Annotated in this window: 22 protein-coding genes; 13 read left to right on the top strand and 9 right to left on the bottom strand. The window is 59.4% G+C overall.

Annotated features, from left to right (window positions below; genetic code table 11):
- Window positions 1–520 precede the first annotated feature (520 nt).
- From TX23_RS22015 to TX23_RS22025, 3 genes are all read right to left on the bottom strand, one after another.
- The gene (locus tag TX23_RS22015; protein WP_057704007.1) at window positions 521–2,380 is read right to left on the bottom strand and encodes a DUF3857 domain-containing transglutaminase family protein; all 1,860 of its coding nucleotides are present in this window, start codon (window positions 2,378–2,380) and stop codon (window positions 521–523) included.
- A gap of 178 nt (window positions 2,381–2,558) precedes the next feature.
- The gene (locus TX23_RS22020; RefSeq protein WP_057704008.1) at window positions 2,559–3,905 is read right to left on the bottom strand and encodes a glutamine synthetase family protein; all 1,347 of its coding nucleotides are present in this window, start codon (window positions 3,903–3,905) and stop codon (window positions 2,559–2,561) included.
- 11 nt (window positions 3,906–3,916) lie between these two features.
- The gene (locus tag TX23_RS22025) at window positions 3,917–4,474 is read right to left on the bottom strand and encodes a helix-turn-helix domain-containing protein (protein WP_057704009.1); all 558 of its coding nucleotides are present in this window, start codon (window positions 4,472–4,474) and stop codon (window positions 3,917–3,919) included.
- Window positions 4,475–4,657: 183 nt separating this feature from the next.
- On the opposite strand from TX23_RS22025, the gene TX23_RS22030 reads away from it, so the two are divergent.
- Complete coding sequence (locus TX23_RS22030) at window positions 4,658–4,966, top strand: RcnB family protein (protein WP_057704010.1); 309 nt, start codon at window positions 4,658–4,660, stop codon at window positions 4,964–4,966.
- A gap of 88 nt (window positions 4,967–5,054) precedes the next feature.
- Window positions 5,055–6,248 carry an MFS transporter gene (locus tag TX23_RS22035; protein ID WP_057704011.1) on the top strand — a complete coding sequence of 398 codons (1,194 nt, stop codon included), beginning with the start codon at window positions 5,055–5,057 and terminating at the stop codon, window positions 6,246–6,248.
- Here TX23_RS22035 and TX23_RS22040 read toward each other — a convergent pair.
- Window positions 6,211–6,483 carry a DUF1652 domain-containing protein gene (locus tag TX23_RS22040; protein ID WP_057704012.1) on the bottom strand — a complete coding sequence of 91 codons (273 nt, stop codon included), beginning with the start codon at window positions 6,481–6,483 and terminating at the stop codon, window positions 6,211–6,213. The genes TX23_RS22035 and TX23_RS22040 overlap by 38 nt on opposite strands.
- Window positions 6,484–6,586: 103 nt before the next feature.
- Window positions 6,587–8,083 carry a PAS domain S-box protein gene (locus TX23_RS22045; protein ID WP_057704013.1) on the bottom strand — a complete coding sequence of 499 codons (1,497 nt, stop codon included), beginning with the start codon at window positions 8,081–8,083 and terminating at the stop codon, window positions 6,587–6,589.
- A gap of 203 nt (window positions 8,084–8,286) precedes the next feature.
- On the opposite strand from TX23_RS22045, the gene TX23_RS22050 reads away from it, so the two are divergent.
- From TX23_RS22050 to TX23_RS22065, 4 genes are all read left to right on the top strand, one after another.
- Complete coding sequence (locus tag TX23_RS22050; protein WP_057704014.1) at window positions 8,287–9,255, top strand: hypothetical protein; 969 nt, start codon at window positions 8,287–8,289, stop codon at window positions 9,253–9,255.
- A gap of 78 nt (window positions 9,256–9,333) precedes the next feature.
- A complete protein-coding gene (locus TX23_RS22055; protein ID WP_057704015.1) occupies window positions 9,334–9,954 on the top strand; it encodes a transglycosylase SLT domain-containing protein in 621 nt (206 codons plus the stop codon).
- A gap of 211 nt (window positions 9,955–10,165) precedes the next feature.
- A complete protein-coding gene (locus tag TX23_RS22060; RefSeq protein ID WP_057704016.1) occupies window positions 10,166–10,510 on the top strand; it encodes an FKBP-type peptidyl-prolyl cis-trans isomerase in 345 nt (114 codons plus the stop codon).
- Window positions 10,511–10,521: 11 nt separating this feature from the next.
- Entirely contained in the window at window positions 10,522–11,121 is a 600-nt protein-coding gene (locus TX23_RS22065; RefSeq protein WP_057704017.1) for a GNAT family N-acetyltransferase, read from the top strand.
- 12 nt (window positions 11,122–11,133) lie between these two features.
- Here TX23_RS22065 and TX23_RS22070 read toward each other — a convergent pair whose 3' ends face one another.
- A complete protein-coding gene (locus TX23_RS22070; protein ID WP_057704018.1) occupies window positions 11,134–11,871 on the bottom strand; it encodes an ArsR/SmtB family transcription factor in 738 nt (245 codons plus the stop codon).
- A gap of 74 nt (window positions 11,872–11,945) precedes the next feature.
- Here TX23_RS22070 and TX23_RS22075 point away from each other — a divergent pair, with 74 nt between their 5' ends.
- The 7 genes from TX23_RS22075 (at window position 11,946) to TX23_RS22105 (ending at window position 22,682) form a co-directional block, all read left to right on the top strand.
- A complete protein-coding gene (locus TX23_RS22075; RefSeq protein WP_057704019.1) occupies window positions 11,946–13,106 on the top strand; it encodes a cytochrome P450 in 1,161 nt (386 codons plus the stop codon).
- Window positions 13,103–13,447, top strand: coding sequence for an antibiotic biosynthesis monooxygenase family protein (locus TX23_RS22080; RefSeq protein WP_057704020.1), 345 nt, complete (start codon window positions 13,103–13,105; stop codon window positions 13,445–13,447). Before TX23_RS22075 ends, TX23_RS22080 begins: the two co-directional genes overlap by 4 nt.
- Window positions 13,448–13,998: 551 nt before the next feature.
- Window positions 13,999–16,704, top strand: coding sequence for a magnesium-translocating P-type ATPase (gene mgtA, locus TX23_RS22085; protein WP_057704021.1), 2,706 nt, complete (start codon window positions 13,999–14,001; stop codon window positions 16,702–16,704).
- A 162-nt stretch (window positions 16,705–16,866) separates the two neighbouring features.
- On the top strand, window positions 16,867–17,583 hold the full coding sequence (locus tag TX23_RS22090) for an MgtC/SapB family protein (protein ID WP_057704022.1): 717 nt from the start codon (window positions 16,867–16,869) through the stop codon (window positions 17,581–17,583).
- A 289-nt stretch (window positions 17,584–17,872) separates the two neighbouring features.
- A complete protein-coding gene (locus TX23_RS22095; protein ID WP_057704023.1) occupies window positions 17,873–18,499 on the top strand; it encodes a response regulator transcription factor in 627 nt (208 codons plus the stop codon).
- Window positions 18,500–18,506: 7 nt separating this feature from the next.
- The gene (locus TX23_RS22100; RefSeq protein ID WP_082629678.1) at window positions 18,507–22,121 is read left to right on the top strand and encodes a transporter substrate-binding domain-containing protein; all 3,615 of its coding nucleotides are present in this window, start codon (window positions 18,507–18,509) and stop codon (window positions 22,119–22,121) included.
- Window positions 22,122–22,256: 135 nt separating this feature from the next.
- Entirely contained in the window at window positions 22,257–22,682 is a 426-nt protein-coding gene (locus TX23_RS22105) for a hypothetical protein (RefSeq protein ID WP_057704155.1), read from the top strand.
- A gap of 12 nt (window positions 22,683–22,694) precedes the next feature.
- On the opposite strand, the gene TX23_RS22110 is transcribed toward TX23_RS22105, so the two are convergent.
- Genes TX23_RS22110 through TX23_RS22120 form a run of 3 tightly spaced genes read right to left on the bottom strand, consistent with a single transcriptional unit; the run spans window position 22,695 to window position 25,917 of the window.
- Window positions 22,695–23,639 (bottom strand): ABC transporter substrate-binding protein, encoded by a 945-nt coding sequence (locus tag TX23_RS22110; RefSeq protein WP_057704024.1) that lies wholly within the window; start codon window positions 23,637–23,639, stop codon window positions 22,695–22,697.
- Window positions 23,636–23,995, bottom strand: coding sequence for a (2Fe-2S) ferredoxin domain-containing protein (locus TX23_RS22115; protein WP_057704025.1), 360 nt, complete (start codon window positions 23,993–23,995; stop codon window positions 23,636–23,638). Before TX23_RS22115 ends, TX23_RS22110 begins: the two co-directional genes overlap by 4 nt.
- Window positions 23,995–25,917: a TonB-dependent receptor plug domain-containing protein gene (locus TX23_RS22120; protein ID WP_057704026.1), complete on the bottom strand. Its 1,923-nt coding sequence runs from the start codon at window positions 25,915–25,917 to the stop codon at window positions 23,995–23,997. Before TX23_RS22120 ends, TX23_RS22115 begins: the two co-directional genes overlap by 1 nt.
- Window positions 25,918–25,992: the final 75 nt, after the last annotated feature.

The raw sequence follows: 25,992 nt of genomic DNA on the forward strand, positions 1-25,992 counted from the left end.
GTGCCCGTAATCCGCCAGTGATTTGGGGGGCCGCCGCCACGCGCCATCCATGGCGCGGGGCGGCTAAACCGGCATCCCTGCCGGTTTACCCCCCCAAATCCCTGTCGAATTCCTGCCAGCGTGGTTTGACGGGGCGCTTAAGATCAAGATCAAAAGCAGATCAAGAGCAAGAGCGGCTCGCTTCGCATCGTGGTTACCGTTGGCTGCAACAACCTCCAAGGTTGTGTGGATACCTATGCTGCGATGGCGATGTATCAGCCACTCATGTGCAGGCTGACCCGCCGTCTTCGCAGGCAAGCCAGCTCCCACATTTGGATCGCGGTGCGTCAGCTAGATCAGCGTCGGCTGTCAGGCCGTCACGGGAGCAAGCTCCCTCGCCACAGGTCCAGCGTTGTAGCGAAGTTGTGTAGATACCTATGCTGCGATGGCGGTGTATCAGTCACTCATGTGCAAGCTGACCCGCCGCCATCGCAGGCAAGCCAGCTCCCACATTTGGGCTATGGTGTGTGTCAGGGACGGTCTAGAACTTTACTACCTGATGCACCTGCTCGGCACACGCCCGAGCCTCGTCAATCATCTTGCCGAACGCATCACTGGTCACTTCAGCATGGGTCAGCCAGCGTTTTTTCTGGCTCAGGCGATAGTGATAGCGCAGCGAGCCATCCTGCAGTTTTCCGTCCAGGTCCAGGTCGTACCAGGGCGAGCGAACGGTGCAGCCGGGGATGGCTTTTTCCATCTTCCCGCCAGTCAGTGTGTAGGTGTAGTCGTAGGTTTCCGGGTTGCCCAGGTAAAGGTCAGCCTGTTGCCCCTGGCGACGGTAGTTGACGTAACCCTCCCAGCGGTCTTTCAACGACGGGTCGGTGTAGACATAGTCATTGGCCAGTTTTTCCAGGGCGCGCTGATCGTTCATGCGGGCGGTGACGCTGTAGCCGTCATGCACCACAAAGCCTGTGGGTTCGCGGGTGATCTGGCAGTCGCTGATGTCGTTGCCGAAGTTGGCGCAGATGTTCTGGTCGGTGGCGGTGGTGCCTTGCTGGCGGTCGGCGGCGCTCATTTGCATCAGCGGCAGGCGGCTGAAAATGATCGTCGCCTTGACCGCACCATCTCCCTCTTTGCCGTACTGCACCTGTTTGTCCAGGCGTATCGAGACTTCAGGGCGCTCCAGCGGGATGCGCTCTTCGCGTACCTGGCTCTGGGCGTCGTTGACCAGCACCCAGCGGTCCTGGATGTCGGGCATGGTCTGGCCGGGAGCGAAGACCGGGTTGGTCGGGTCAAGCCACCACACCTGGCCATTCACTTCGGCACGCACGATGGCATGGTTCGGCGCCTGGGTGCCCGGAATCAGCAAGGCATCGACCACATCACCACGGCTCACCCACGCGGTCTCGGCTTTGATGCCAACGGCCTTGAGCATGGCGGTCAGCAGCGTCGCCAGGTCCTTGCAGTCGCCGTAGCCATGCTGCTCGATTTCGGCCAGGCTAAATGGCACATAACCACGCTCGCTGGCGCGCCAGTCACCCAGGTAGCGGTAGTGATCATTGATGTGCTGCATCAGCGCGGCCACTTGCTCAGCCGGTGCCAGGCTGCGTGCGGCGGCCACGGCGACGGCGGCTTGCGCCGGCAGGTTGGCGCCGAGAATCTGGTTGTAACGCTGGGCGAAATCACCGAAGTAAGCCTGGCGTTCCACAGCGCTACCGACTTCCAGGCGTGGGATGCGCAGCAGGGCGGCAGCCGAGGACTCATTGATGTAATTGAGGTAGATCGGCGCTTTAAGTGCCACGTCCAGGGTCTTGCCGTTGCTCGAAGGGGTGACGTTGAACGCATCGAACATTTCACTGCGCCAGTGGATCGGGCGTTCGGCGGTAAAGCGTGCCTTGAAGCGATCACGGCGGGCCGCACCGGGGCCGAACTTGAGCACGTAATGGAACTGGCTCATCAACGGTTTGGCCGGGTAGTGGTGGCGTACGGTGTAGCGGATCCTGGTGCCCACGCGCAGGTTGGGGAAGGCCAGGGAGGTTTGTTTATCGCGGCTGAAGCCCTGGTCCGGGTTGGGCGCGCTACGCGTGTCGATTTGTGTGGCCGCCAGGGCGACCGGCTTGGCGCCAGGCTGGGTGGACTGGGCGCTGATCACCTCAAAGGTATCGCCTTCGGAGTAATCGAAGTCGATGCGCGAGAGCATTTCGCGGCCGTTAGGCTTGAGGATCGTGTAGCGGTAGGTGGTGGTGCAGTCGGTACTGGCGTCGCGGTTGAAGTGGCAGTGCAATTCGGTGTCGTTGGCCAGTGGAGCTTCGGCGATAGGTTGCAGGGCAGCGCTGACGGAATGGGAAACAAGCCCCAGACTGATGGCAATCAAAGGGCGGTGAAACGAAAAACGGTACATGGGCGCCTCGGGTGACACATTGAAACAACTACCCGGCGGGTAGCGAGAAGGCGCCGGATGATAATGGGTCTCAACGGCAAAAGCCAGGATTGTTCGACAATTTATCCGCCTGAAAGGCCCGTGCTAGAGCCTTTATTTGATTTAAGTCAGGGTTTTGCCAAGTCTTTTTCGGCGACTTTTAAAGAAACCAGCGATATTCCCGCGCATGAATCTCTTGCTGGAAAGCCAAGTGATCCTGGCGCTTGTTCTCGCAATACACATCAACAAACTCCGCGCCCAGCTTGTCGCGCACGACCGGTTGCTGCTGCATGGCGCGCACGGCGTCGAGCATCTCCACCGGGAAATCGTTGCCGCTGTTACGGTCTTCGTTCAGGGGTGTGATGGGCTCGCGCTTGGCCTCAAGCCCATGCTCCAATCCCGCCAGAATTGCTGCTAACACCAGGTAGGGGTTGGCGTCGGCGCTGGCCAGGCGGTGCTCGATTCGCAAATTGCGCGGGTCGGACTCGGGGATGCGCACACATGCATCACGGTCTTCAAAGCCCCAACTGGCGCGGGCGGCGGCGTTGACGGTGCCACCCAGACGGCGCAACGCATTGTGGTTGGGTGCAAAGATCGGCATGCAGTGGGGCAGCAGTTCCAGGCAGCCGGCCACGGCGTGGCGCAGCGGTTGCTGTTGATGGGCGGCGAGCAGGTTATTGCCCGCAGCGTCGTAAAGGCTGACATGCACATGCATGCCGCTGCCGGGAAATTGCAGGTAAGGTTTGGCCATGAAACTGGCGCGGTAACCGTGCTTGAGTGCGACGCCTCGGGTACTGCGGCAGAACAGCGCGGCCCAGTCGGCGGCGCGCAGGCCATCGTCGCAGTGGCCAAAGTTGATCTCGAACTGGCCGGGGCCGATTTCGGCGGTGATCACGGTGATGTCGATGCCCTGTTGCTTGGCGGTTTGCGCCATGTCATCGAGCACTTCACTGAAACGCGAGAGCCGCTCGATATGCAGGTTGGGCTGGTCGTCGGCATCATCGCTGAGCGGGTCGCGGGCAAACTGCGGCAAGCCGTTGTCGAGCTTTTTATCGAACAGGTAAAACTCCAGCTCAAACGCGACCACGGGGTGAATGCCTTTGTGCTGCAAGCGTTCCAGCACCTTGGCCAGCACTTCGCGGGGCTCGAATTCGATCGGCGCTGCGGTGCCGTCCGAGGTGATGAGCATTTGCCCCAAGGGCTGCGATTCCCAGCTCACCGGCTTCAATGTGCCCGGCACCAGACGGCGATTGGCATCCGGGTCGCCATCGTTGAAGCAGTAGTCGCCAATCTTGAACAACCCACCCTGAGCCCCCAGCAACACCGCGTTTTGCGGCAACTTCAACGGGCTGCCGGCAGCGACTTTTTCAAGCATCTCCACCGGGTAGCGCTTGCCGTAGAAATGCCCGGGAATGTCCAGGGCGATCAGGTCGACATAACGCACGTCGGGGTGGTTCTGGCGAAAGGTCCGTACTTCGGCCAGCAACGTTGCAGATGGGCTTTTCACGGGTGCAGCTCCTAGTTGTAAACCCACAGGACGCGGGCGGGCAGGTCGGTCAGGTTGGCGTAGCGGCAGTGAGCGAAACTGGCCAGGTGGAAACTGTCGCCAGCGTGGAGGGTGACCGCATCGGGCTCACCCTCAACCCACAGCGTCAGCTCGCCCTCCAGCACAAAACCGGCCTGCTCGGCGCGGTCGCTCATGCTCTGTTCGCCGCTGTTGGCACCGGGGGCCAACAGGCTGTCGAGCATCGAGAACGCACCATTCATGCTTGGCGACACCAGGATGTCGGTAATGCCATTGGCGTAATACACCGTGCGCCGCTCGTTGGGGCGGGTCACCCACTCCACCGCCTTGGGTTTGGGCAGGCTGTAGAAGTAGGTGGTGGGCACGTCAAGGGCGTGGCTGATGGCGGTCAGGTCGGCTACGGTGGGTTGCGACAACCCACGTTCCACTTGAGAGAGAAAACCCACCGAGCGCTCGATCTTTTGCGCCAATTGCGCCAGGGTGAGTTTCTTGTGCTTGCGCAGGTCGTGGATCAGGGTCGCAAGGGTGGCGAGTTCTTGTTGCTGGTTCATGAAATTTAATTCGAATAATTTCATGAAAAATTACACGATTATTTTCACGCTCGCAAACCCTATGCACAAACCCTTGTGGTGAGAGAGCAATCTCTGGCCTACAGGGAAAAACTGAGTGGGGTGAATGATTGCGCGCCGCCGCGGTCGGAACCTGGGTACGCACCATTAATTGAAGGAGCACCCATGAAGTCGAAAACCTTAGCCGCTTGCCTGCTGGTTGCTGCCAGCTTTTCCACCGCCAGCGCTGTCGTGCAGGCCGGCGATACCCCTCAGGAAACCGTGCAACCTTCAAACATCAACGCCCGTGACTTGAAAGAAGGTGATCGCGCCCCGGACATCTTGATGCGCGAGGAGTCAGCGATTAAAGACTGGAAAAAACACGGCCTCAAACAGCCCGAAGATGAGAGCCAATGGGCGCGTGTAGGTGACAAGTACGTTCTGCTCAAGACCACCAACGGCACCATCCTTGAGATTACGCCGGTCAAAAAATAATCCTGCCGGGCCACCTGCTCGTTTCATGTTTCTTGCGTTAAGGTAACCGACTGCAATGGTTGCGTTACCTTAACAAAAAGAGAGCAGGATGCTTGCCACAATAAGAACCTACCCCCGCACCGTAAACCTGCTGCTGTGCGCCACGTTACTGCTGACGTTGGCCAAAGCCATCACCTTTCCCTACCTGGTGATCTACCTCACCAACCACTTTGCCCTGGACATTACCCAGGTTGGCCTGGTGATCGGCAGTTCGCTGATCGTCGGCTCGCTGCTCAGTGTGTACGGTGGTTTCCTGGTCGACCGCATCAACAGCTATCGGTTGTTGCTCGCGTTGAGCCTGGTGTTTGTACTGGGGTTTATCGGCACGCTGTTGGCGCAGGATATTTGGGCGTTCTATGGCTGCCTGATTCTGATCAACCTGGCCTATGCGGTCATCGACATTGCGGTGAAAGCCGGCTTCGCCAGCCTGTTGCCCGAAGACGCACGCAGTGAAGTGTTTTCCATCAAATACACCCTCACCAATATCGGTTATGCCGTGGGACCGGCCTTCGGCGCGATGGTGGCCAAGCTGGACATCAGCCTGCCGTTTATCCTGTCGGCGCTGCTGGGGCTGGGGTTTTTCCTGCTGTATTGGCGGTGGGGCGACCGCACCTTGGCCACTGTGGATGCCACGCAAAAACCGGTGCCGTTTCTGGCCGTCGCCCGCGTGCTGCTGCAAGATCGCCGTCTGGTGTGTTTCACCCTCGGCGGTTTGCTCAGTGCGGTGGTGTTCGGTCAGTTCACGGCCTACCTGTCTCAATACCTGGTAACCACCACAACCGCCGAATACACCTACACCGTGATCAGCGCAGTGCTGACCACTAACGCCGTGCTGGTGATTGCCTTGCAGTATCTGATTGGTCGGCGCATTTCGCATCGCTATCTCAGCCAATGGCTGATCGCGGGCTTGAGCATGTTCATGCTGGGGTTGATCGGTTTTGCGCTGTCCACCAGCGTGTTGTGGTGGGTTTTGGCAATGGCGGTGTTTACCGTTGGGGAAATTATCGTGTTCCCGGCCGAGTACATGTTTATCGACCGAATCGCCCCGGACCACCTGCGGGGTATGTATTACGGGGCGCAGAACCTGTCCAATCTGGGGGCCGCGCTGGGGCCGGTGCTGTGTGGGCTGGTGTTGGCCAGCCTGCCGGCCCACTACATGTTCTACATGCTGGGCGCGTTTATCGTTGGCGGCGGGGTGTTCTATTTCATGGGAGCGGCGTTGAAGGCAGATCATCCAGTGTGAGCTTGCCGACGTTGTTGCTTTGCAGCTCGTAGCGCAACTCATCCACCATCTTCGCCACTTCCTGCGGGGTTTGCAGTCGGTTGGTGCTGATACCCGTGACCACCAGGTCGACTCGGCCGGTCTCGGCGTCGAAGACCTTGAGGGTCAAGGAAGCGTCCCGGCACAGGGTGAATTCGCACGTGAGCGGTGAAAGGCCTTCTTCGATGCAGTTGCGCAGTTGAGAGAGGGTAAACATGCGGGTTCCTTCAAGGCATAAATACGATCCCTTGAAGGTTATTGCGTGCCCCCTCGCGCCATAAGGCGAATTCGCACTAGATGAACTAGTGCATTTGCGCGGGTCAGGGCTTGTTCTTGAGGCGCAGTTCACCGGCAAACAGCCCGCGTTCACGGGCCCAAACGATGGCCGCGCTGCGGCTGTGCACCCCCAGCTTGGAATACACCGTGGCCACATGATTGCGCACGGTATTGGGCGCCAGCTTCAGGCGCGAGGCGATCTCCTTGTCCGCCAGGCCTTCGCAGATCAGGCCCAATACATCACGCTCTCGGGCGGTCAGGTCGGTGAAGGAAACATTCGGCAGGTTGGGGCTGTTGACGCTCTTGGCATTGGCCAGTTTCTCGATCAGGGTCTGGCTGAACCAGGACGCGTCCTGCATGACTTCCTCGATGGCCGCCACCAGTTCCAGCTCCGAGCGTTTGCGTTCGGTGATGTTCATCAGCACCATCAGGTAGCAGGGCACGTCCTGGATAATCACGGTGTCGGCGGACACCACGCAGTCGATCACCTCGTTGCCTTTCTTGCGCACCTTGAGGTCCTGGCCTTCAAGGTTGCCGGCTTTTTCCAGGGTGGCGAACAACTGCGCGCCGGCCTGGGGGCTGTCGATAAAATTGATGTCTTCGATGGATTTGCCGATCAGTTCTTCGCTGATGTACCCGGTGATGGTCATGAAGGCTTCATTGATATCCACCACCTGGCGGTTGTCGGCGCTGCACACCAGGGTGGGTACCGGCGTAAGGCGAAAGGATTTGGCGAAGCGTTCTTCACTCTGGCGCAAGGCGATTTCGGCTTTGCGCCGTGGCTCAAGGTCGGTGAAGGAAAACAACATGCAGTCTTCCTCGTTCATGTCCAACGGTTGGCCGGCGACGATCACCAGTTTGCTGCCACCTTCGGGCAATCTCAGTTCGGCCTGCATCTGCGGGATCGTCGCGCCTTCGCCCAGGCGCTGAATCGCCAGGTCCTTGCGCTCGGCCTGTTCCAGCACATCCAGTTCGTACACGGATTTGCCGATGACCTGGTCGCGGTTGTAGCCGGTCATCTCCAGGAAACCCTGGTTGACCTTGATGTAGCGCAGGTCACTGAGGCGACAGATCACCGCCGGTGCCGGGTTGGCATTGAAGGTTTTCTCAAAGCGTTGCTCGGCGCTCGCCCATTCGGTGGCGTCGGTGAGGATCAGCACCAGCAGCTCCGGCTCCCCCTGTGCATCGGACAGTACCAGGCTGCGCAGGCGGTGCACCCAGCAGCGACTTTCATCGGCGGCGGGGGTGACTTCCACCACCACATCGCTGAACTCCTCGCCCGCGGCCACGCGGCTCAAGGGGTAGCTGTCCAGCTGTAACGGATGATTATTGCGATAGCGCAAGGCGAAACGCTCGGCATAGGCCTCGGTATTGGCGCCCAGTTCCTTAACGGTGCTGACCCCGTGCATGGTCAAGGCTGCGTCGTTGGCCCACAGGATAGTTTGATCGACCTCGGCCAGTATCACGCCGTCGGACAACCCGGAAATGATCTGCTGCAACTGGCGGCGGTTGGTTTCTTTGGCAAGAACATCCTGGGTCATAACGTCTCCGAGGGGGCAAGGCTTGGGTGCATTCGAGTACGACATCCCGGCTTCAGGATAGTGCAGAGAATTTGCCTTGGGGGAAGTACTAATGCACCAGCCCGCCTGGTGCAAATGGGCCAGGACTGAACGTATGTCGTTTCGCCACACTCACACTCAACAAGGCGCATTGCCTTGCTCCCACATTTGAAAAGGACCTTTGTATGACCACTGTCTATGAAACCAATCGATCGCTGTTTCGCGTGTCATGGAGCTCGGTATTGGCCGGTAGTGCAATCGCACTGGTCACCTACCTGGTGTTGAGTGTATTGGGTACGGCAATCGGCGCCAGCGCCGTTGACCCGATGGAAGCCGGTAACCCATTGAGCGGCTTCGGCACGGGTGCAGGTATCTGGCTGTTTGTGTCGACATTGGTCGCCATTGCGCTGGGCGCATTTGTGGCCGGTCGCACGGCGCCGGATCGCGGCGGGCTGCACGGGGTGCTGACCTGGACCTTGACCACCTTGCTGACCACCTGGCTATTGGCAGGCTTGGCTTCCAGCGTTGTCGGCACCGCCGGTAACGTCGTGGGTAAAGGCTTGTCTGCTGCGGGCAGTGGCATTGCGGCCGCAGCGCCGGGCATTGGCAACAGCATCAAGCAGCAGTTGAACGAGCAGGGGATTGAGCTGGATTGGAACAGCCTGCAAGGCCAACTCGATACCTTGCTCAAGCAAAGCGGCAAGGCTGAATTGGACCCGGCCAATGTCGAGCAGAAAGCCGACCAGGCCGCAGCCGATGGCAAACAATCGGCCACCGATGCAGCGGCCAACCCTGCCCAGGCCGGTGATGAGCTCAAGCAGTGGTTCGAGCGGGTAAAAGCGTCCGGCGAGCCAGCCCTGAATGCAGCGGATAAAGAGGCCCTGGTCAACATCGTCGCGGCCCGTACCGGCAAGAGCAAAGAGGAAGCCACCCAGATCGTCGACAACTATGCCCAGGCTTATCAGCAAGCCATGCAAAAGGTCGATGAGCTGAAAAAACAGGCTGAACAAAAAGCCCGTGAAGCCGGTGAAGTGGCGGCCAAGCAACTGTCCCGCGCTGCGTGGAGCACCCTGGCCATGTTGCTGTTGGGCGCGGCCTTGAGCTTCTTTGTCGGCCGTATCGCGCTGACTACCCGTCGCGTGCCTTTGGCTTAAAACTGTCTGCGGCAAGGACGCCGCCTGCGTGAACGGGTAAAATGCTGGCCTTTTACCCGTATCTCGCAAAGGTGCCCCTTGAGCGCAGGCAAAGCTGTTGGACTGTTACTACTCACTTCTATGTTGGCGGCGTGCGGCACCTCGCCGCCACGCACGCCCAACGACCTGTGCGGTATCTTTCGCGAAAAAGATGACTGGTACGACGCTGCCAAGGTCACGCAAAAGCGCTGGGGCGTACCGATCCAGGTGCCGTTTGCGATCATGTATCAGGAGTCGGGCTTTCGCTACGACGCCAAGACCCCGCGTAAATACCTGTTGTGGATCATCCCCTGGGGCCGAGTGTCCACCGCTTCGGGCTACGCCCAGGCCAAGGATGAAGTGTGGAACGACTACCGCAAGGCCACCGGCCGCAGTGGCGCTGATCGCGAAGACTTCGACGACGCCATCGACTTTATCGGCTGGTACATGGACAAGGCCTACACCATCAACGGCGTCTACAAATACGACGCCTACGGCCAATACCTGAACTACCACGAAGGCTGGGGCGGCTACCGTCAGCGTACCTACGCCAGCAAAGCCTGGCTGCCGCCGGTAGCGAGCAAGGTACAAGCGCGCTCGCAGATGTATGCGCGGCAATATGCCGGGTGCAAGGATGAATTGGGGCGCGGCTTCTGGAGCCGGTTCTGGCATTGGTTGTAAAGGCTTTTGGATGCACGCAGATCTAATTGTGGGAGCTGGCTTGCCTGCGAAAGCGGTCGTGCAGTCATAGATGCAGTGACTGACACACCGCCTTCGCAGGCAAGCCAGCTCCCACATTGGATTGCGTTCACGCTGGCCATTCCCCTGCACTTGCCAAACCCATCCGATTCTGGGAAAACCCCAGCCTTTTCACGCCTTCAATGAGAACCCTATGAGTCACGATGAACTGCAGATCACCGACATCCGCCTGGGCACCGGCAAAACCGTGGTCAAGGGCGCGCTGATCACCACCCAGTACACCGGCACCCTGGAAGATGGCACGGTGTTCGATTCGTCGTGGGAGCGGGGCAAACCGTTCCAGTGCGTGATCGGCACTGGCCGTGTGATCAAGGGTTGGGACCAGGGCTTGATGGGCATGCAGGTTGGCGGCGTGCGCACCTTGTATGTACCGGCGCACCTGGCCTATGGCGAGCGCTCAATGGGCGCGCATATCAAGCCCAACAGCAATTTGCTTTTCGAGATTGAATTGCTGGAAGTGCTGACGCGGGATGATTGAAGAGGTTGAACATGGACGTTGATCCACATGTGTTGCCTGGCTGCTCCCTCGAAGGCATTCGGGTGGTTGAGCTGCTTGGCTGCGATGAGGCTGAGCTGCAGCAGTTTTTTGAACAGGCGCCAGCTTACTTCATTGCGGTGAATGGCGAACCGGCTACCCCGACCGAAGCACGGGAAGAATTACTCGGCCAATTACCCGCCGGCTGGCATTGCAGCCGCCTGTACTGGCTGGGTTACCGTGATGCGCAGGGCCACCTGGTGGCTGTGGTGAATATCGCCGCGGATTTGCTTGCCGCCGGGGTGTGGCATATCGGGTTGCTGCTGGTGCATTCGCGCTGGCACGGCAGCGGGCTGGCGCAGCGCTTGCACACCGACCTTGAGGCTTGGGCCGCCGCGAAGGGTGGCCAGTGGCTGCGATTGACGGTAGTGGTGGGCAATACCAGGGCCGAGCGCTTTTGGCTCAAACTTGGGTATACGCAGGTGCGAACCCGCGAGGGCATCACGATGGGTCGGCAGGTGAATAAGGTGTCGATCCAGATCAAGCCTCTTGGTAACGGGACCATTGAGGGATACCTGGCGCTGGTTGAGCGGGACCGGCCCGTCACCCTGTAGCATGTACCGTTCTCATGAGGGCGCGGTGCCTGATTTCTCCAGCGCTTTGCTTTCGACCGTAATCCCAAATCTGCCGTACAGCTCCTTTCGCCCCTTGGGGGTCAGTGCCAACGCCCGGCTATCCAGGTCCTGGATCATCCATTTGCGGCTTATAACAGCCTGTAGAACAGCCGCCCCCAGTGCGCCGGCCAAGTGAGGGCGGCGCATGCTCCAATCCAGGCATGAGCAAGCGAAACGACGTCGCTGTGCTCTAACGGTTTCTATCTCGACACCGAGCCCTGTCATCGCGTTTTCGCCCTCCATGCTGAGCTGATACGTACCGTCATCAGCGATCGGCACGCTCAACCAGCCAGCGTCGATGAAATAGTCGTGCAGTTGTACAGCCAGGGATCCTGCCATGTGGTCATAACAGGTGCGCGCCAACTGCAATCGATTGGGTGTCGTCGGAACAAAACGGGTGTGCGCGTTTCGGCTGATCACCATGAGGGCTTCAATGGCTTGGGCGACGTGGGCGTCTGCCAGGCTGAAGTAGCGGTGCCTGCCCTGGGTGTGCAGTTTTATCAGGCCGTCCTCTTTAAGCCTCGCCAAGTGCGCGCTCGCCGTGGATGCGCTGACGTCGGCGATGACGGCCATTTCGGTGCTGGTACGGGCGTGACCGTCCATCAGCGAACAAAGCATTTTCGTCCTCGCGGGTTCCGCAATCGCGCCTGCGACACGAGAAATGGCGGTGTCATTGCTGTGGGAATCCATATTTCGTTCCTGGGCGAATTGTCGGTGTGACGATTGTTCGATAGTAGCCGTTCTTTGTGAAAAGGACTGCCAAAATGACGCCGTTTGAAGCCGCCACTCATGCCGATCCCTACGCTTATTACTCACGCCTCAGGCAGCAAGGCGCACTGTTATTCGATGCCGAGCTGGGTGTCTGGATGGCCAGTGGTGCCAGCGTTGTCGAGGCTATTCTGGAACATCCTGACTGCCTTGTACGTCCGCTGCACGAGCCGATTCCAGCTGCTCTTTTACAGGGTGCCGCAGGCGATGTGTTCGGTCGTTTGATGCGCATGAACGAGGACGCGCAACACCAGTGCCCGCGCCGGGTTATCGAACCCACCCTGGCCTCGATGGGCAGGCAAGACATCTCAGGCATCGTGGCGCTGGTTATCGAGGCACTTGATATCTCGGGCGATAACCCGAATCAATGGATGTTCACCGTACCGGTTTCGGTCATTGCGACCATGATGGGTTTCACATCCAGTCAGCTACAGGAAGTTGCGCAGCTGACACGGGATTTTGTCGCCTGTCTTTCGCCTTTAAGTGACGAGGCGCAACTCAGTAAGGCCCATTGCGGGGCGGCACGGCTGAGCCATATGTTCCAAGCGCTGCTGAATAACGATGATAAGGGTAGCGGCGTGTTGGGCCGCCTTTATAGCGATTACGAAGTTTCGGCCTGGAAAGACGATGATGCGTTGATAGCGAATCTGATCGGGCTGTTGTCACAAACCTGCGAAGCCACTGCCGGGCTGATCGGCAACACCCTCATAGCCTTCCAACGTAACCCTGACCTGTTTGAAGGCAAGCAAGCCACACCGACGCTTGTCGCTGAGTGGGTAGCAGAGGTAGCGCGCTACGATTCACCGGTACAAAACACTCGGCGGTTCGTTGCCAAGCGATGCACAATTGGCGACAGCGTTTTGGAGGCGGGCGATACCATTTTATTATTGCTCGCGGCTGCCAACCGAGACCCATGCGCCAACCCGGACCCGGACAGCTTCTTGCTCAAGCGAGCGCAGCGACGAACCTTAAGCTTCGGCTCAGGCAGGCATCAATGCCCAGGCCAGCCCTTGGCATTGGCTGTTGCCTCAGAGGTAATTTCCGCATTCTTGCATCGACAGCCAGGCTCAAATGCTTGTGCTTATCGCTGGCGTTATTTGCCTTCGCTCAATGGCCGTATCCCGCGGTTCTACCGTGATGAGGAGACTCAACAATGATCGCTGTTATTTTCGAAGCCTGGCCACACGAGGAGCACTACCAGCGTTATCTCGACCTCGCTGCCGAACTTAAACCCTTGCTCGCTCAAATCGATGGTTTCATCTCAGTTGAGCGTTACCAAAGCTTGAGTGAACCTGGAAAGCTGCTCTCGCTATCATTCTGGCGTGATGAGGCAGCAATCCAGCAATGGCGGAGTATTGAGCTACATCGAGCAGCCCAATCTACAGGCCGTCAGCAGGTTTTTGCTGACTACCACCTGCGTATCGCCCACGTAGTGCGCGATTACAGTCTCGAGGATCGTGTTCAAGCGCCCACCGATAGCCGGCAGGCTCATGAATGAAGGCAGCACGCCGCCTTCTGTAGGAGCGAGCTTGCTCGCGAAGAACTCGCAGGCGCCGCGTTCATTCAGCAAGCACGCGTTATCGTTGACGTTTTTCGCGAGCAAGCTCGCTCCTACAGTCATTACCTGAACCCATCCTGAAGAATTTTCGTATTCTCCATGCGGGCACTTTCCTACGGTTTACTCGGCCAACATCGGGGCGTAAGCTTCGCGCGTTTTCATTAATAGCGGAGACCCTCAGTGGGTACTTGTTCGAGTGACAGTCGTCGGCCGGTTTCGGTAACCGGCATCTACTTGGCAAGGTAACGCGCATTTTTCCGATGCCGTTGTCTCGCCTCACAAAGCGAGAAGCGGTATCCCGGCAGTCGCCCGTCCTGGCGCCTGCCTGAACCCCTCTCATCGACGCTGACCAGCACCGGGGTAACGCCTGGAGGCTACGGACGCGCCTGCCTTTTACGGCGGGCGGGCCAGGTTCGGCTGTGCCTGTGGGACGGGCGCGGTGTGGACGGGCAGTACCTGCACGGCGGTTTTCCTCGCGCAGGAGTTACACCATGAACCTTACGCTGCTTAAAGAGTTCTTCGCCGGCTTCCTGCGGACCCGGCACATCGCTCGGCATTTTCGCCGCCTGGCGATGCTTGAGACCGTGACCGACGCCAGTGTCAGCCGCGAAGTACCACCCAGCCTGGCGCACACCCTGGTGGCGTCGGCCAACGGCAGCGCCGTGCAGTTGCTGGGCGTGCTGGGCAGCCACGCCGAGGGCCTGAGCACTCAGGAAGCCGACGCCCTGCGCGTGCAATACGGCCTTAACGAAGTCGAGCACGAACAGCCGCTGCCGTGGTGGGTGCATCTGTGGCACTGCTACAAGAACCCGTTCAACTTGCTGCTGACCTTGCTGGCGGTGATCTCCTGGCTGACCGAAGACATGAAGGCCGCCACGGTGATTTTTGCCATGGTGGTGCTCTCGACTCTGCTGCGCTTCTGGCAGGAGGCCAAGTCGAACAAGGCCGCCGATGCCTTGAAGGCCATGGTGAGCAACACCGCCACGGTGCTGCGCCGCGACGCTGCCAAACGCATTGAGCTGCCCATCAAGCAACTGGTGCCGGGCGACCTGATTGTGTTGTCGGCCGGTGACATGATCCCCGCCGACTGCCGCGTGCTCAGCGCCAAGGACTTGTTCGTCAGCCAGGCGGCGATGACCGGTGAATCCATGCCGGTGGAGAAGTTCGCCCATCAGCAGGACGCCCATACCCGTAACCCGCTGGAACTGGAGAACATCCTGTTCATGGGCACCAATGTGGTGTCGGGCGCCGCCACGGCGGTGATTCTGGCCACCGGCAACAGCACCTATTTCGGTGCCCTGGCACAGCGCGTCACCGCCACTGATCGCGCCACCACCTCGTTCCAGCATGGTGTCAACAAAGTCAGTTGGTTGCTGATTCGCTTTATGTTCGTGATGGCGCCGCTGGTGCTGTTCATCAACGGTTTCACCAAGGGCGATTGGACCGAGGCGCTGCTCTTTGCGTTGTCGATTGCCGTGGGCCTGACTCCGGAAATGCTGCCGATGATCGTCACTTCGACGTTGGCCAAGGGCGCGGTGTTTTTGTCGCGCAAGAAGGTCATCGTCAAGCGCCTGGACGCGATCCAGAACTTCGGCGCCATGGACGTGCTGTGCACCGACAAGACCGGCACGCTCACCCAGGACAGGATTTTCCTGGCGCGCCATGTGGACGTGTGGGGCCAGGAGTCCGAAGACGTACTGGAAATGGCCTACCTCAACAGCTACTACCAGACCGGCCTGAAAAACCTGCTGGATGTAGCAGTGCTGGAACACGTGGAAATCCATCGCGAGCTCAAAGTCGGCACCGCGTTCCACAAGGTCGATGAGATCCCCTTCGACTTCAACCGCCGCCGCATGTCGGTGGTGGTGGCTGAGCGGGACCAGCCGCACCTGCTGATCTGCAAAGGGGCGGTGGAGGAAATTTTGTCGGTGTGCACCAGCGTGCGCCATGGTGACGTCAATGAAGCATTGAGCGAAGAGCTGCTGGCGCGCATTCGCCAAGTGACCGCCGCCTTCAACGAGGAAGGGCTGCGTGTGGTGGCGGTCGCCGCCCAGCCGATGCCGGCGGGGCGTGATACCTACAGCCTGGCGGATGAAAACAACCTGACGTTGATCGGTTACGTGGCGTTTCTCGATCCACCCAAGGAAAGCACTGCTCCGGCCCTCAAGGCACTGAAGGCCCATGGCGTGGCGGTGAAAGTCTTGACCGGCGACAACGAGCTGGTCACAGCGAAGATCTGCCGCGAAGTGGGCCTTGCGCAACAGGGCTTGCTGATGGGCAACGATATCGAAGCCATGACCGACGCTGAGCTGGCCCAGGCGGTAGAAACCACCAATGTGTTTGCCAAACTTACGCCCAGCCACAAGGAACGCATCGTGCGCCTGCTCAAGGCTAATGGGCACGTTGTGGGGTTTATGGGGGACGGTATCAACGACGCACCGGCGCTGCGCACGGCGGATATTGGTATTTCGGTGGACAGTGCCGTGGACATCGCCAAGGAAGCGGCCGATATCATTCTGTTGGAAAAGAGCCTGATGATCCTGGAGGAGGGCGTGCTGGAAGGTCGGCGTACCTTCGCCAACATGCTCAAGTACATCAAGATGACCGCCAGTTCCAACTTCGGCAACGTGTTCTCGGTACTGGTGGCCAGTGCGTTCATCCCGTTTTTGCCGATGCTGCCGATGCACCTGCTGGTGCAGAACCTGCTGTATGACATCTCGCAGATTGCCATTCCGTTCGATAACGTCGATGACGAAATGCTCGCCACGCCGCAACGCTGGCAGCCGGGGGAAGTGGGACGCTTCATGTTGTTCTTCGGGCCGATCAGTTCGATCTTCGACATCACCACGTTCGCACTCATGTGGTATGTGTTCGATGCCAATACCCCGGACCACCAGACCCTGTTCCAGTCTGGCTGGTTCGTGGTGGGGCTGCTGACCCAGACCTTGATCGTGCACATGATCCGTACGCCAAAAATCCCGTTCCTGCAAAGCCGTGCGGCGCTGCCGTTGATGCTGATGACGGGCGTGATCATGGCTGTGGGGATCTTTCTGCCGATGGGGCCGCTTGCGCACTACTTCAAACTGCAGGCGCTGCCGTCGCTGTACTTCGTATTCCTGCCGGTGATTTTGCTGGCGTACATGGCGCTGACCCAGGCGGTGAAGGGCTACTACATCCGCAAGTTTGGCTGGCAGTAATACGTTTTATGCAACACCGCAAAAACCTGTGGGAGCCGGGCTTGCCCGCGATGACGGTGTATCAGTCGCCTGATTCATTAGCTGACGCGCCGCTATCGCAAGCAGCTGCCACAGGGACCTGCGGTGCTTCCAATTTGCCGCTGCATTCATGGAGATCTTTTTATGCAGGCAATCAACAACATCAACCTCAACTCCCTGATCGACACCGTGGTCAGCCTCAGCGCGGCGTTTATTCTGGGGGGCTTGATCGGCTTCGAGCGCCAGTATCGCCAGCGCACCGCGGGCTTGCGCACCAACGTGCTGGTGGCGGTGGGCGCGGCGATTTTCGTCGACATGGCCAACCGCCTCGGCGGTGCCGAAGGCGCTGTGCGTGTAGTTGCTTACGTGGTGTCGGGCATCGGCTTCCTGGGCGCCGGTGTGATCATGCGTGAGGAAGGCAATGTGCGTGGCCTCAATACGGCGGCCACCCTGTGGGCTTCGGCGGCGGTGGGCGCCTGTGCCGGTGCCGACCTGATCCTTGAGGCATTGCTGGGCACGCTGTTTGTGCTGGCGGCCAATACCTTGCTGCGACCGATCGTCAACAACATCAACCGTCAGCCGCTGGACGTGGTCTCGGCAGAGGTCACCAACATCCTTTACGTAATTGCACGGCGCAGTCAGCAACAGGCGGTGATGGTCTTGTTGGAAGCCGAGCTGGCACGCTCTAACTACCCGGCCAGCGATGTCGACGTGCGGCCATTTGGCAGCGAAGAAGTGGAGATTGAGGCCACCCTGGTCGCAACCTCGGTCGATGGCGATGAGCTGGATGCGCTGGTGGCGCGCATCTCCACGTCAACCCTGGTGGTACAGGCTTTCTGGAGCCCGAGTACCACCGACTGATCCCTCTGGGCGCGCCAGGATTGGCTAAGCTTAGTCGTGGAAAAATCCTACATGTAGTCAGGAATATCCCTTCAATTGAAACATCTTGCCGTTGCTAAGGTTGGGCACATGCGGCTGTTGGGTCGTTGAGGCTGGCGGCCGTGGTTATGCTGAGTTAATTGAAGGGGCCAGACATCGCCTGGTTATCGCCCTGAGGGTGTGCAGTGCCGTTCGTCGGAACTGTCATTTCTCACAGGTACCCAGTCCCGGTGTGATGTGTAAGGGTATTTTGTCCACATAGGGAAGTTTTATGAGCAAAGCATTAATTGTGGATGACCATCCGTTCATCCGCGCGACGGTCACGCACCTCCTGAAAGCTGAAGGGTTTACTGAAATCTACCAGGCAGGAGATGGGGCAGATGCAATGCAATTGGCGAGGGAGCAACGTCCCGAGCTGATTATTCTCGACCTTGCGCTGCCAAAGCTGGGTGGGTTGGAGGTTATCAGCCGAGTCAAGGCGCTGGCCCTGCCGTGCAAGATTCTGGTGCTTACCTCCTACATGGCGGTGTTCTTTTCTACCCGCTGTATGCGTGCCGGCGCCATGGGGTTTGTTGCCAAGACTGGAGAGTTGGACGAGTTGATCAAGGCCATCAGGGCGATCAGGTCGGGCTACAGCTGTTTCCCCAGTTTGCCGACCAGCTCGGTACGCCGTGATGACCTGCAGGAAACGGAACGACAGATGATCGAGTGCTTGTCGGACCGTGAATTGACCGTCCTGCAGATGCTGGCCCTGGGGCTGGGCAATAAGGAGGTGGCCGAGAAAATGCTGCTGAGCCACAAGACCATCAGCACCTACAAGACTCGACTCAAGGAGAAGTTACGTATGTCTTCGGTAGTGCATTTGTCCAAGTTTGCCCAGCGCAACCATTTGATCTGAGCGGCAAATGATCACCACTGCGTTGACCAGGTTCGTCGCGATCCTGTGGATGAGCCTGTTACCCCTGATCGCGGTGGCCTTTGAAGATCCCCAGTCGTTGCAACTGTTGGGGCACTCCCACCTCGACCTCCCCAAAGTCGAGATGACCGAGGCCGATTGGCGCTGGCTACGCGAGCGGCGCACATTGGTCATGGGCATTTCTGCCCCCGATTACGTCCCGTTTGACCTGACCAATAACAACGACGAGCTCGAAGGTATCACCGCCGACTTTGCCGCGCTGATTGGCCAGGCTCTGCATATTTCCATCGAGGTCCGGCGCTACGAAACTCGCGATGATGTGGTCCACGCCCTGAAGCAGGGGGACGTGGATTTTCTCGGTTCCGCCAATGGTTATGAGGCTGCCGACACGCAATTGCAGTTGTCTCGCTCCTACGCCAACGATCAACCGACCCTGGTGACGCGCAGCGGTGACAGCCAGGCGTTGAGTGATGACCTGGCAGGCAAGCGGGTGGCAATGCTGTATCACTATATGCAGCCAAACGCCGTCCGGGCATTTTACCCCCGTGCACAGTTGGAGCTTTTTGCCTCGACCTTCGAGGCCATAGGCGCGGTGGCGTTTGGTCGCGCCGATGTTTACCTGGGCGATGCCATCAGCAGCAATTACCTGATCAATCGCAACCACCTGAACAATGTACGCATGGCCGATTTTTCCGCTCTGGAGGTCAACCCGTTTGCGTTTGCCGTCACCCGGGACAATACGCAGCTGTTGCAGATCATCAATGCGGCGCTGGAGGCCATTCCCGCCAGTGAGCAGATGGAGATCCTGCGCCGCTGGAGCGGTGGCAACCTGGGCATCGTGGGCATTGACCGGCTGCACTTGAGTGCCAATGAACAACGCTGGGTGCAGAGAAACCCACGGGTCAGAGTCGCGGTGCTCAACGACTTTCTGCCACTGTCTTTTATCGGTGACCAGGGGCAATTCGAAGGGCTGAGTGCCGAGGTGTTGTCGCGCATCAGCTTGCGCACCGGTTTGAAGTTCGATGTGGTGCCGGGCAGTTCGTTGCCGCGCCAGGTCAATATAGTCAGTGCAGGCACGGCGGATATGCTGGCGGTGGTCACCCCCAGTATGGAGCGTGCCGACAAAGTGCGCTTTACCCGGCCCTACCTGACCAACCCGTTTGTGCTGGTGACCCGCGACAGCCCCGACAGCCCGCTCACGCTGGAGGATATGGTCGGCAAACGCCTGGCTATGGTGACCGGCAATGGCTTGCATGACGAGATAACGCAAAACTTCCCAGGGGTTGCGTTTATCGACGTGGAAAACCCGCAGCAAGCCATGGCGCTGGTGGCCAATGGCGACGCCGATGGCGCCGTAAACTCGCTGATCAGTGCGCGCTATCTGATCAGCCGGCATTACCGTGACCGCTTGCGTATCACCAGTACGGTCGGCACTGAACCGGCACGCGTGACCTTCGGGGTCAACCGCAGTCAGTTGGAGCTGTATTCGATCCTGGACAAGGCGCTGCTGAGCATCACACCGCAGGAAATGGATGAGTTGATTGGCCAATGGCGCAGCGAAGTCATCATCGAGGACAGCTACTGGCTGCGTTATCGCAACGTGATCATTCAGGGCTTCGGGTTGGCCGCACTGTTGTTGGTGGTCACGCTGGGATGGGTCATCTACTTGCGTAGCCTGATTCGTAAGCGTGTGCAGGCCGAGCGGGCGCTCAGCGATCAGATGCGGTTCATGAGTGTATTGATCGACGGCACCCCGCACCCGATTTATGTGCGCGACCGCCAGGGCAGGTTGATGGCCTGCAACAACGCGTACCTCGATGTGTTTGGCTACAAGCTTGAAGACGTGATCGGCAAGACGGTGATGGAAACCGACGTCAACAACCCTCCGCAGGCCCAGTCGTTTCATGAGGATTATTTGCGCTTGATGGCCGCAGGAGAGCCGCAGATTCATGACCGGATACTCAAGGTGCCCAATGGTGATGTGCTGACCATTTACCAATGGATGCTGCCGTACCGCGACGGCGATGAAAAGGTGGTGGGCATGATTGCCGGTTGGGTGGACGTCAGCGAGCGTCATCGCTTACTGGGCCAATTGCAGGAAGCCAAGGACGATGCCGACGCCGCCAACCGCGCCAAGACCACCTTCCTGGCGACCATGAGTCACGAAATCCGCACGCCGATGAACGCCGTGATCGGCATGATCGAACTGGCCTTGAAAAATGCCGAACAGGGGCGGGCCGACCGCGATGCCTTGGAAGTGGCATCGGTGGCTTCGCGCGGCATGTTGGAACTGATCGGCGACATTCTTGATATCGCGCGGATCGAGTCCGGGCACCTGTCACTGAGCCTGGAGCCGGCCAACCTGCGCGAGCTGCTGGCGTCGGTGGCGCGAGTGTTCGAGGGATTGGCGCGAGCCAAGGGCGTGGCGCTGCAAATTGAGTTTGAGCCCTTGATTGACCGGACGGTGCTGGTCGACCCGCTGCGCTTCAAACAGGTGGTGTCGAACCTGTTGAGCAATGCCATCAAGTTTACCGCCAACGGCCAGGTCAGCCTCGGCGCGCAGGCGGTGATCGAGGGCGACCGGTTGAATGTGCAGCTATGGGTGCAAGACACCGGCATCGGGATCAGCGTCAGAGATCAGCAGCGGTTATTCAGCCTGTTTATCCAGGGCAGCAATAACCAGCAGTCGGCCCGCAGCGGTTCTGGCCTGGGGTTGGTGATCAGCCGCAGTTTGTGCGAAATGATGGGCGGTCAGTTGCACCTGAGCAGCGTGCTGGGGCAGGGCACCCGGGTGGAGGTGACATTGCCCCTGGCCCTGACGGACAGCCTGCCGGCCCATGCAGCACCCACGGCTGATGCGGCGCCACAGGGCCGCGCGCTGCGCATCCTGGTGGTGGATGACTACCCGGCCAACCGCTTGCTGCTGGCGCGTCAGTTGAGCTTCCTGGGCCATCAGATCACCACGGCCGAAGATGGCGTCCAGGGGTTTGAGCAGTGGCGGGCGGGACAATTCGACGGCGTGATCACCGATTGCAACATGCCGTTCAAGAATGGCTACCAGTTGGCGCAGGAGATTCGCGCGCAAGAGCGTGAGCGGGGTGAGGCACCTTGCCTGTTATTGGGGTTCACCGCCAACGCTCAGCCGGAGGAAACCGAGCGCTGTCGGCAAGCCGGTATGGACGGCTGCCTGTTCAAACCCACCGGGTTGGACGACCTGCGTTCGGCATTGGCTTCGCGCTCGGCCGAGTTGGGCCCGCCACAAATAGCGGCGTTCGACTTGAGCACCCTGGTCGCATTGACGGGGGATGATCGCCCCGCGCTTATTGAGTTGCTGGTGCCGTTGCTCGACAGCCTGGAAACGGACCGTGCCTTGCTCTCACAGCTGTTAAGCCAGGCCGACTTTGCCAGGCTGCACGACCTGGCCCATCGTGCCAAGGGCGGCGCACGCATGGTCAAGGCGCAGGAGTTGATCGCGTGTTGTGAAGCATTGGAGGCGGTGTGTGAACAGCGGGACCCTCTAGCATTGAGCCCCGCGGTTGATGGCGTCAGTGAGGCGATCGCTACTTTGCAGCATGGCTTGGAGGCTTATTGCAATCAGCCTTGACGGCGGTTGATCGCCATTCAGGTGATTTGGGAAAACTCTTACGTTAACGGGGAAAACGCCTGATTTTGTCGTCGGCATATGTCTGGACAATGGGCGATGCTCACTGTCGAGCACTGCCTGCCCCAGGGGTTTGCCATGCCAAACAAAGCACTGACTATCCTGATTGCCGATGAACAGCATCTGCAACGCCTGTACATCGAGAAAATGCTCAACCAGTTGGGGTATTACCGGATTGTGCCGGTGCAAACGCTTGAAGAAGTCCAGATTCTGACCTCCATTCCAGCCGAGCCCTTCGATGTGCTCATCATCAATGCCGGGTTGCTGGCCCACGCCTGTGGGCCCCAGCACTCGGTGCACCATGTGTTGGTGTACGAGCACATCGATCTGGGCGAGCCTGGCGGCGCAACGTCAGCAGTGCGGGTGCGTCTGCCGGGCGTGCCGGACAATGTCAGCCTCGAACACTTTATGGATATCGTCGACCCATCCGAGGCAGCCCACGGCTTGCGGGTGCTGCCGTGGTTACGGGAGCTGTCCCGGGTGCCGCGGGTAGCAGGGGCCTAGGCGTCATCCCGGTCAATCAAGAACAAGCCCTGCAGGGGGGCAAGGAATGCCATGGAGTTCGCGGGCCAGTTCGCGCGCTACCTGGCCGCTGCCGACGCCGGGCACCAAATGAGTAAACGCGACATCGATCATTCGGTTCTCACGCACCGCGCGTAATGTCGACAAGACCGGATCGGTGGTCAACAACTGGCGTTTACGGCTGGCGGGCGACCACAGGGCATCGGCCAATAATAGGATGTCGGGGTCCTTTATCAGCAAGGTTTCGCGGCTCACGGTGACCCGTGAAAGAGGGATGTCTGCCAGCACGTTACGGGCCCCGGATGCGGCCAGTAGCGCAGTGACAAACCCCCGCTGGCCTTCACTGTCGAGGCCGTTGACCTCGCTGTCCAGGTAAAACACCGACACGGTTCTGGTCGCGTCTGCCATTTTCCGGGCCTGCAGCAGGTCGGCGTCCAGTGCGTCGATCAATGTCTGGGCACGCCGGCTTTTGTGCAACAGGTCGCCGAGGGTGCGCAGGTCCTGACGAATATGTCGGAAGTAATCAAGGGTGTGCCCGGCGCAAGCGGACTCCAGCAGGTAAGACGCAACGCCGTTATCTGCCAGGCCGGTGCGTGAGGTCACGCCGTCACCAAACGCGCTGGCGAACCCACCTACCACCAAGTCTGGCTTTTGTGCATACAGCATTTCGCCGGACGGGTATTTGCCTGCAATCACCGGCACCTCGAAATACTTGCCCCGTCGATGGGCCTTGCCGTCATCGTCGAGGTAGGCCACGCCGACCAGTGACGGCCCTGCATCCAGGGCCAGCAACAGGTCGGCTGCGTGCTGATTGAGCGCGACGATGCGTGAGGGAGGCGAGTGCGGCAGTGTCCAGGTCTGGGCGCAATTGCGGTAACTGTCCGCCAGTACCGGCGCCGCACAGAGCAGGGCGCCCACACATAACCAGGGCGATTTCATGAGTGCCCCGTGATCAACAGATCATCGACGACCTCACCACTTATCAGGTGCCTATCCACCAGGCGTATTACATCGGCCTTGCTATGCACGCCATACCAGCAGCGCTGGGGGTAGACCGTGAGCACCGGGCCGAGGTTGCAGGGGAACTGGCAATGAGTGCGAGTCAAGAGCACGCCGCCGGTCACTTCGATGCGATGAAGTTCCAGCAATCGGCGGCGCAGGCTTTTCCACAGTTGCAAGGCGCCGCGTTGGGTGCAGCGTGGCCCGGTGCACAGCAACACATGGTAGGCGTGGTCGGGGATATGCGACCAGTCTGGATGGGTATCCACCCCTTCGATTTGCGTGATGTCTTTCATCAGAAACGATACGTATAACGCACCTCTGAGGTGAACGGACGGCCCAGGTTGTCGACGTTATTGGAGCGGCTGGTGACGTAGTCGCGGTCGAACAGGTTTTCCACCAACAGGCTTACGCGGTGCTGGTGCGTTGAGTCCAGATAGCGATAGGCATCGGCGTCTACCACTGAATAATGACCGTACTCGACCTGCCTGGAGCTAGCGATATCGCGGATATAACGGATGGCTGCACCTGCACCCCACAAGCGGCTTTGCGATTCAAAACCGATGCGTGAGCGGGCGAAAAAGCTCGGGATGTCGTTGATGGTCACTCCGGCACGCGACTCGGTAAGGTTGCGAGTCATATCCGCCTGCACGCTCCATTGTTGATTGAGCGCCAGCCTGGCGTCGGCCTCGAAGCCGCGCATCTTGACTTGGCCCTGGCCGTTGACCCACAGCCTATCGTTCAGTGTGATCAGGTCAGTGATCTCACGTTTGAATAACGTCACGCTTGCGTTGAAATCGCGTCCAGCGAGTGATCCCCTGTAGTCGACACCCAACTCGGCGTTGCGGCTTTTCTCAGGCTTGAGGTGGCGGTTACCTTTTTCGTCGGTTTCATTGACGAACAGTTGTTCGGCGTTGGGCAGCTTGTAGGCCGTGCCATATTGACCGCGCAGCGCCCAATTCTCGTTGAGGTCATAGAGCGAGGTGAGCATACCGACGGTGGCGCTGTCGCCCCCGCTCATGGCTTCGTGGCGCACACCAAGGCTGGGGTGCCAATCGGGCAGGGCGTCGATCTGCGGGCGCAGTTGGGTGTACAGCGCGTGGGCCTGGGCCTTGTTGTTGTCGATTACCAGCACATCGTCCTGGCCCTTGAACCATTGGTTATCACTGCCGACGATCCACACATGCCCGCCCGGCAATTGGGCCTTGCCCTCGGCCTGCACGCCCCAATCGGTGAAACCCCAATAGTCGTTATGGTTGATCACCTGGGTGCCACCTGCGTCAAGGTTGTTGATGCGGGTATAGCGGGTGTCCCAATCGTTGATATGGCCCTTGACGAAATAGCTCAGGCGTTCGTTGATATTTTGCTCGAAGGTCGCTGTGGCGATCTGCTGAACACGGTCGTTGGTGGTCTTGTGGGATGCCACCGGGCGAGCGAAATCCAGGTTGGCATCGGCGTATTGGTAGAACAGTTCCAGGCGTGAATGGTCGCCAAAGGATTGAATCGCCTTGGTGCCGAAGGTGGTGACCTCGTAGGCGCGCTTCTTGTTGCTGACATTTTTCATATCGCGGTTGCGAAACGGCTGGTAGCCCTCGGACGCATTACGGCTGACGTAGGCCAATAGGCCCATGTCGCCCCAACCGTTGTTGAAGAGTTTTTCGACCCGGGCGTCGCCGGTGGTGCCACCGAAGGTATCGACCCCCAGGTTCACTTCGCCGGAAGCACTGGGCGTCTGCGGGCTGCGGGTGACGATATTGATCACGCCGGACACGGCCTGGGTGCCGAACAGTAAACTCTGGCCACCCTTGAGCACTTCGATGCGCTCGATGGCATTGGCTGGCAGGGTGTCGATGTAAAGACCGCCGTACAAGCGGTTATTCAGGCGCACACCGTCAAGCAGGATCAACGTGTCATCGTTGCGTCCACCAAGCAGGGAATAGGTGCCGTAGTCGAACGGGCCGTTTTTCGGCGCGACGTACAGCCCGGGAATGAACATTTGCATGACCCGGGACACGTCGGCGGCAGGGCCGGCTCGCTCGATCTGGGCGCGGCTGACCACGTCGATTTTGCTGCCGTACCGGGCCATGGCTGCGACGGTGGTGGACTCCACCGAAGGCGCCGAGACGAGTTGCGCATTGAGTATCAGGGCATTGTCGTCAGCCAGCAGCAATGGGCTGAACAGGCAACCGACCAAGGGAGTGAATGAACGTCGAATCATAGTCTTCTCGAAAGTATCTTCGCAGAAGCACGCAAGAGAAGGCATCGAGCACACGCCAATACCGGCCCATGCCCG

Source organism: Pseudomonas paralactis (genome assembly GCF_001439735.1).
In the GTDB taxonomy this organism is placed as follows: Bacteria; Pseudomonadota; Gammaproteobacteria; order Pseudomonadales; family Pseudomonadaceae; genus Aquipseudomonas; species Aquipseudomonas paralactis.

Excerpts from the sequence above, each read along its gene's own strand:
- TX23_RS22015 (WP_057704007.1), bottom strand. The coding sequence starts at position 2,380 with ATGTACCGTTTTTCGTTTCACCGCCCTTTGATTGCCATCAGTCTGGGG.
- TX23_RS22025 (WP_057704009.1), bottom strand. The coding sequence starts at position 4,474 with ATGAACCAGCAACAAGAACTCGCCACCCTTGCGACCCTGATCCACGAC.
- TX23_RS22030 (WP_057704010.1), top strand. The coding sequence starts at position 4,658 with ATGAAGTCGAAAACCTTAGCCGCTTGCCTGCTGGTTGCTGCCAGCTTT.
- TX23_RS22035 (WP_057704011.1), top strand. The coding sequence starts at position 5,055 with ATGCTTGCCACAATAAGAACCTACCCCCGCACCGTAAACCTGCTGCTG.
- TX23_RS22040 (WP_057704012.1), bottom strand. The coding sequence starts at position 6,483 with ATGTTTACCCTCTCTCAACTGCGCAACTGCATCGAAGAAGGCCTTTCA.
- TX23_RS22045 (WP_057704013.1), bottom strand. The coding sequence starts at position 8,083 with ATGACCCAGGATGTTCTTGCCAAAGAAACCAACCGCCGCCAGTTGCAG.
- TX23_RS22050 (WP_057704014.1), top strand. The coding sequence starts at position 8,287 with ATGACCACTGTCTATGAAACCAATCGATCGCTGTTTCGCGTGTCATGG.
- TX23_RS22060 (WP_057704016.1), top strand. The coding sequence starts at position 10,166 with ATGAGTCACGATGAACTGCAGATCACCGACATCCGCCTGGGCACCGGC.
- TX23_RS22065 (WP_057704017.1), top strand. The coding sequence starts at position 10,522 with ATGGACGTTGATCCACATGTGTTGCCTGGCTGCTCCCTCGAAGGCATT.
- TX23_RS22070 (WP_057704018.1), bottom strand. The coding sequence starts at position 11,871 with ATGGATTCCCACAGCAATGACACCGCCATTTCTCGTGTCGCAGGCGCG.
- TX23_RS22075 (WP_057704019.1), top strand. The coding sequence starts at position 11,946 with ATGACGCCGTTTGAAGCCGCCACTCATGCCGATCCCTACGCTTATTAC.
- TX23_RS22080 (WP_057704020.1), top strand. The coding sequence starts at position 13,103 with ATGATCGCTGTTATTTTCGAAGCCTGGCCACACGAGGAGCACTACCAG.
- mgtA (WP_057704021.1), top strand. The coding sequence starts at position 13,999 with ATGAACCTTACGCTGCTTAAAGAGTTCTTCGCCGGCTTCCTGCGGACC.
- TX23_RS22090 (WP_057704022.1), top strand. The coding sequence starts at position 16,867 with ATGCAGGCAATCAACAACATCAACCTCAACTCCCTGATCGACACCGTG.
- TX23_RS22095 (WP_057704023.1), top strand. The coding sequence starts at position 17,873 with ATGAGCAAAGCATTAATTGTGGATGACCATCCGTTCATCCGCGCGACG.
- TX23_RS22100 (WP_082629678.1), top strand. The coding sequence starts at position 18,507 with ATGATCACCACTGCGTTGACCAGGTTCGTCGCGATCCTGTGGATGAGC.
- TX23_RS22105 (WP_057704155.1), top strand. The coding sequence starts at position 22,257 with ATGCCAAACAAAGCACTGACTATCCTGATTGCCGATGAACAGCATCTG.
- TX23_RS22110 (WP_057704024.1), bottom strand. The coding sequence starts at position 23,639 with ATGAAATCGCCCTGGTTATGTGTGGGCGCCCTGCTCTGTGCGGCGCCG.
- TX23_RS22115 (WP_057704025.1), bottom strand. The coding sequence starts at position 23,995 with ATGAAAGACATCACGCAAATCGAAGGGGTGGATACCCATCCAGACTGG.
- TX23_RS22120 (WP_057704026.1), bottom strand. The coding sequence starts at position 25,917 with ATGATTCGACGTTCATTCACTCCCTTGGTCGGTTGCCTGTTCAGCCCA.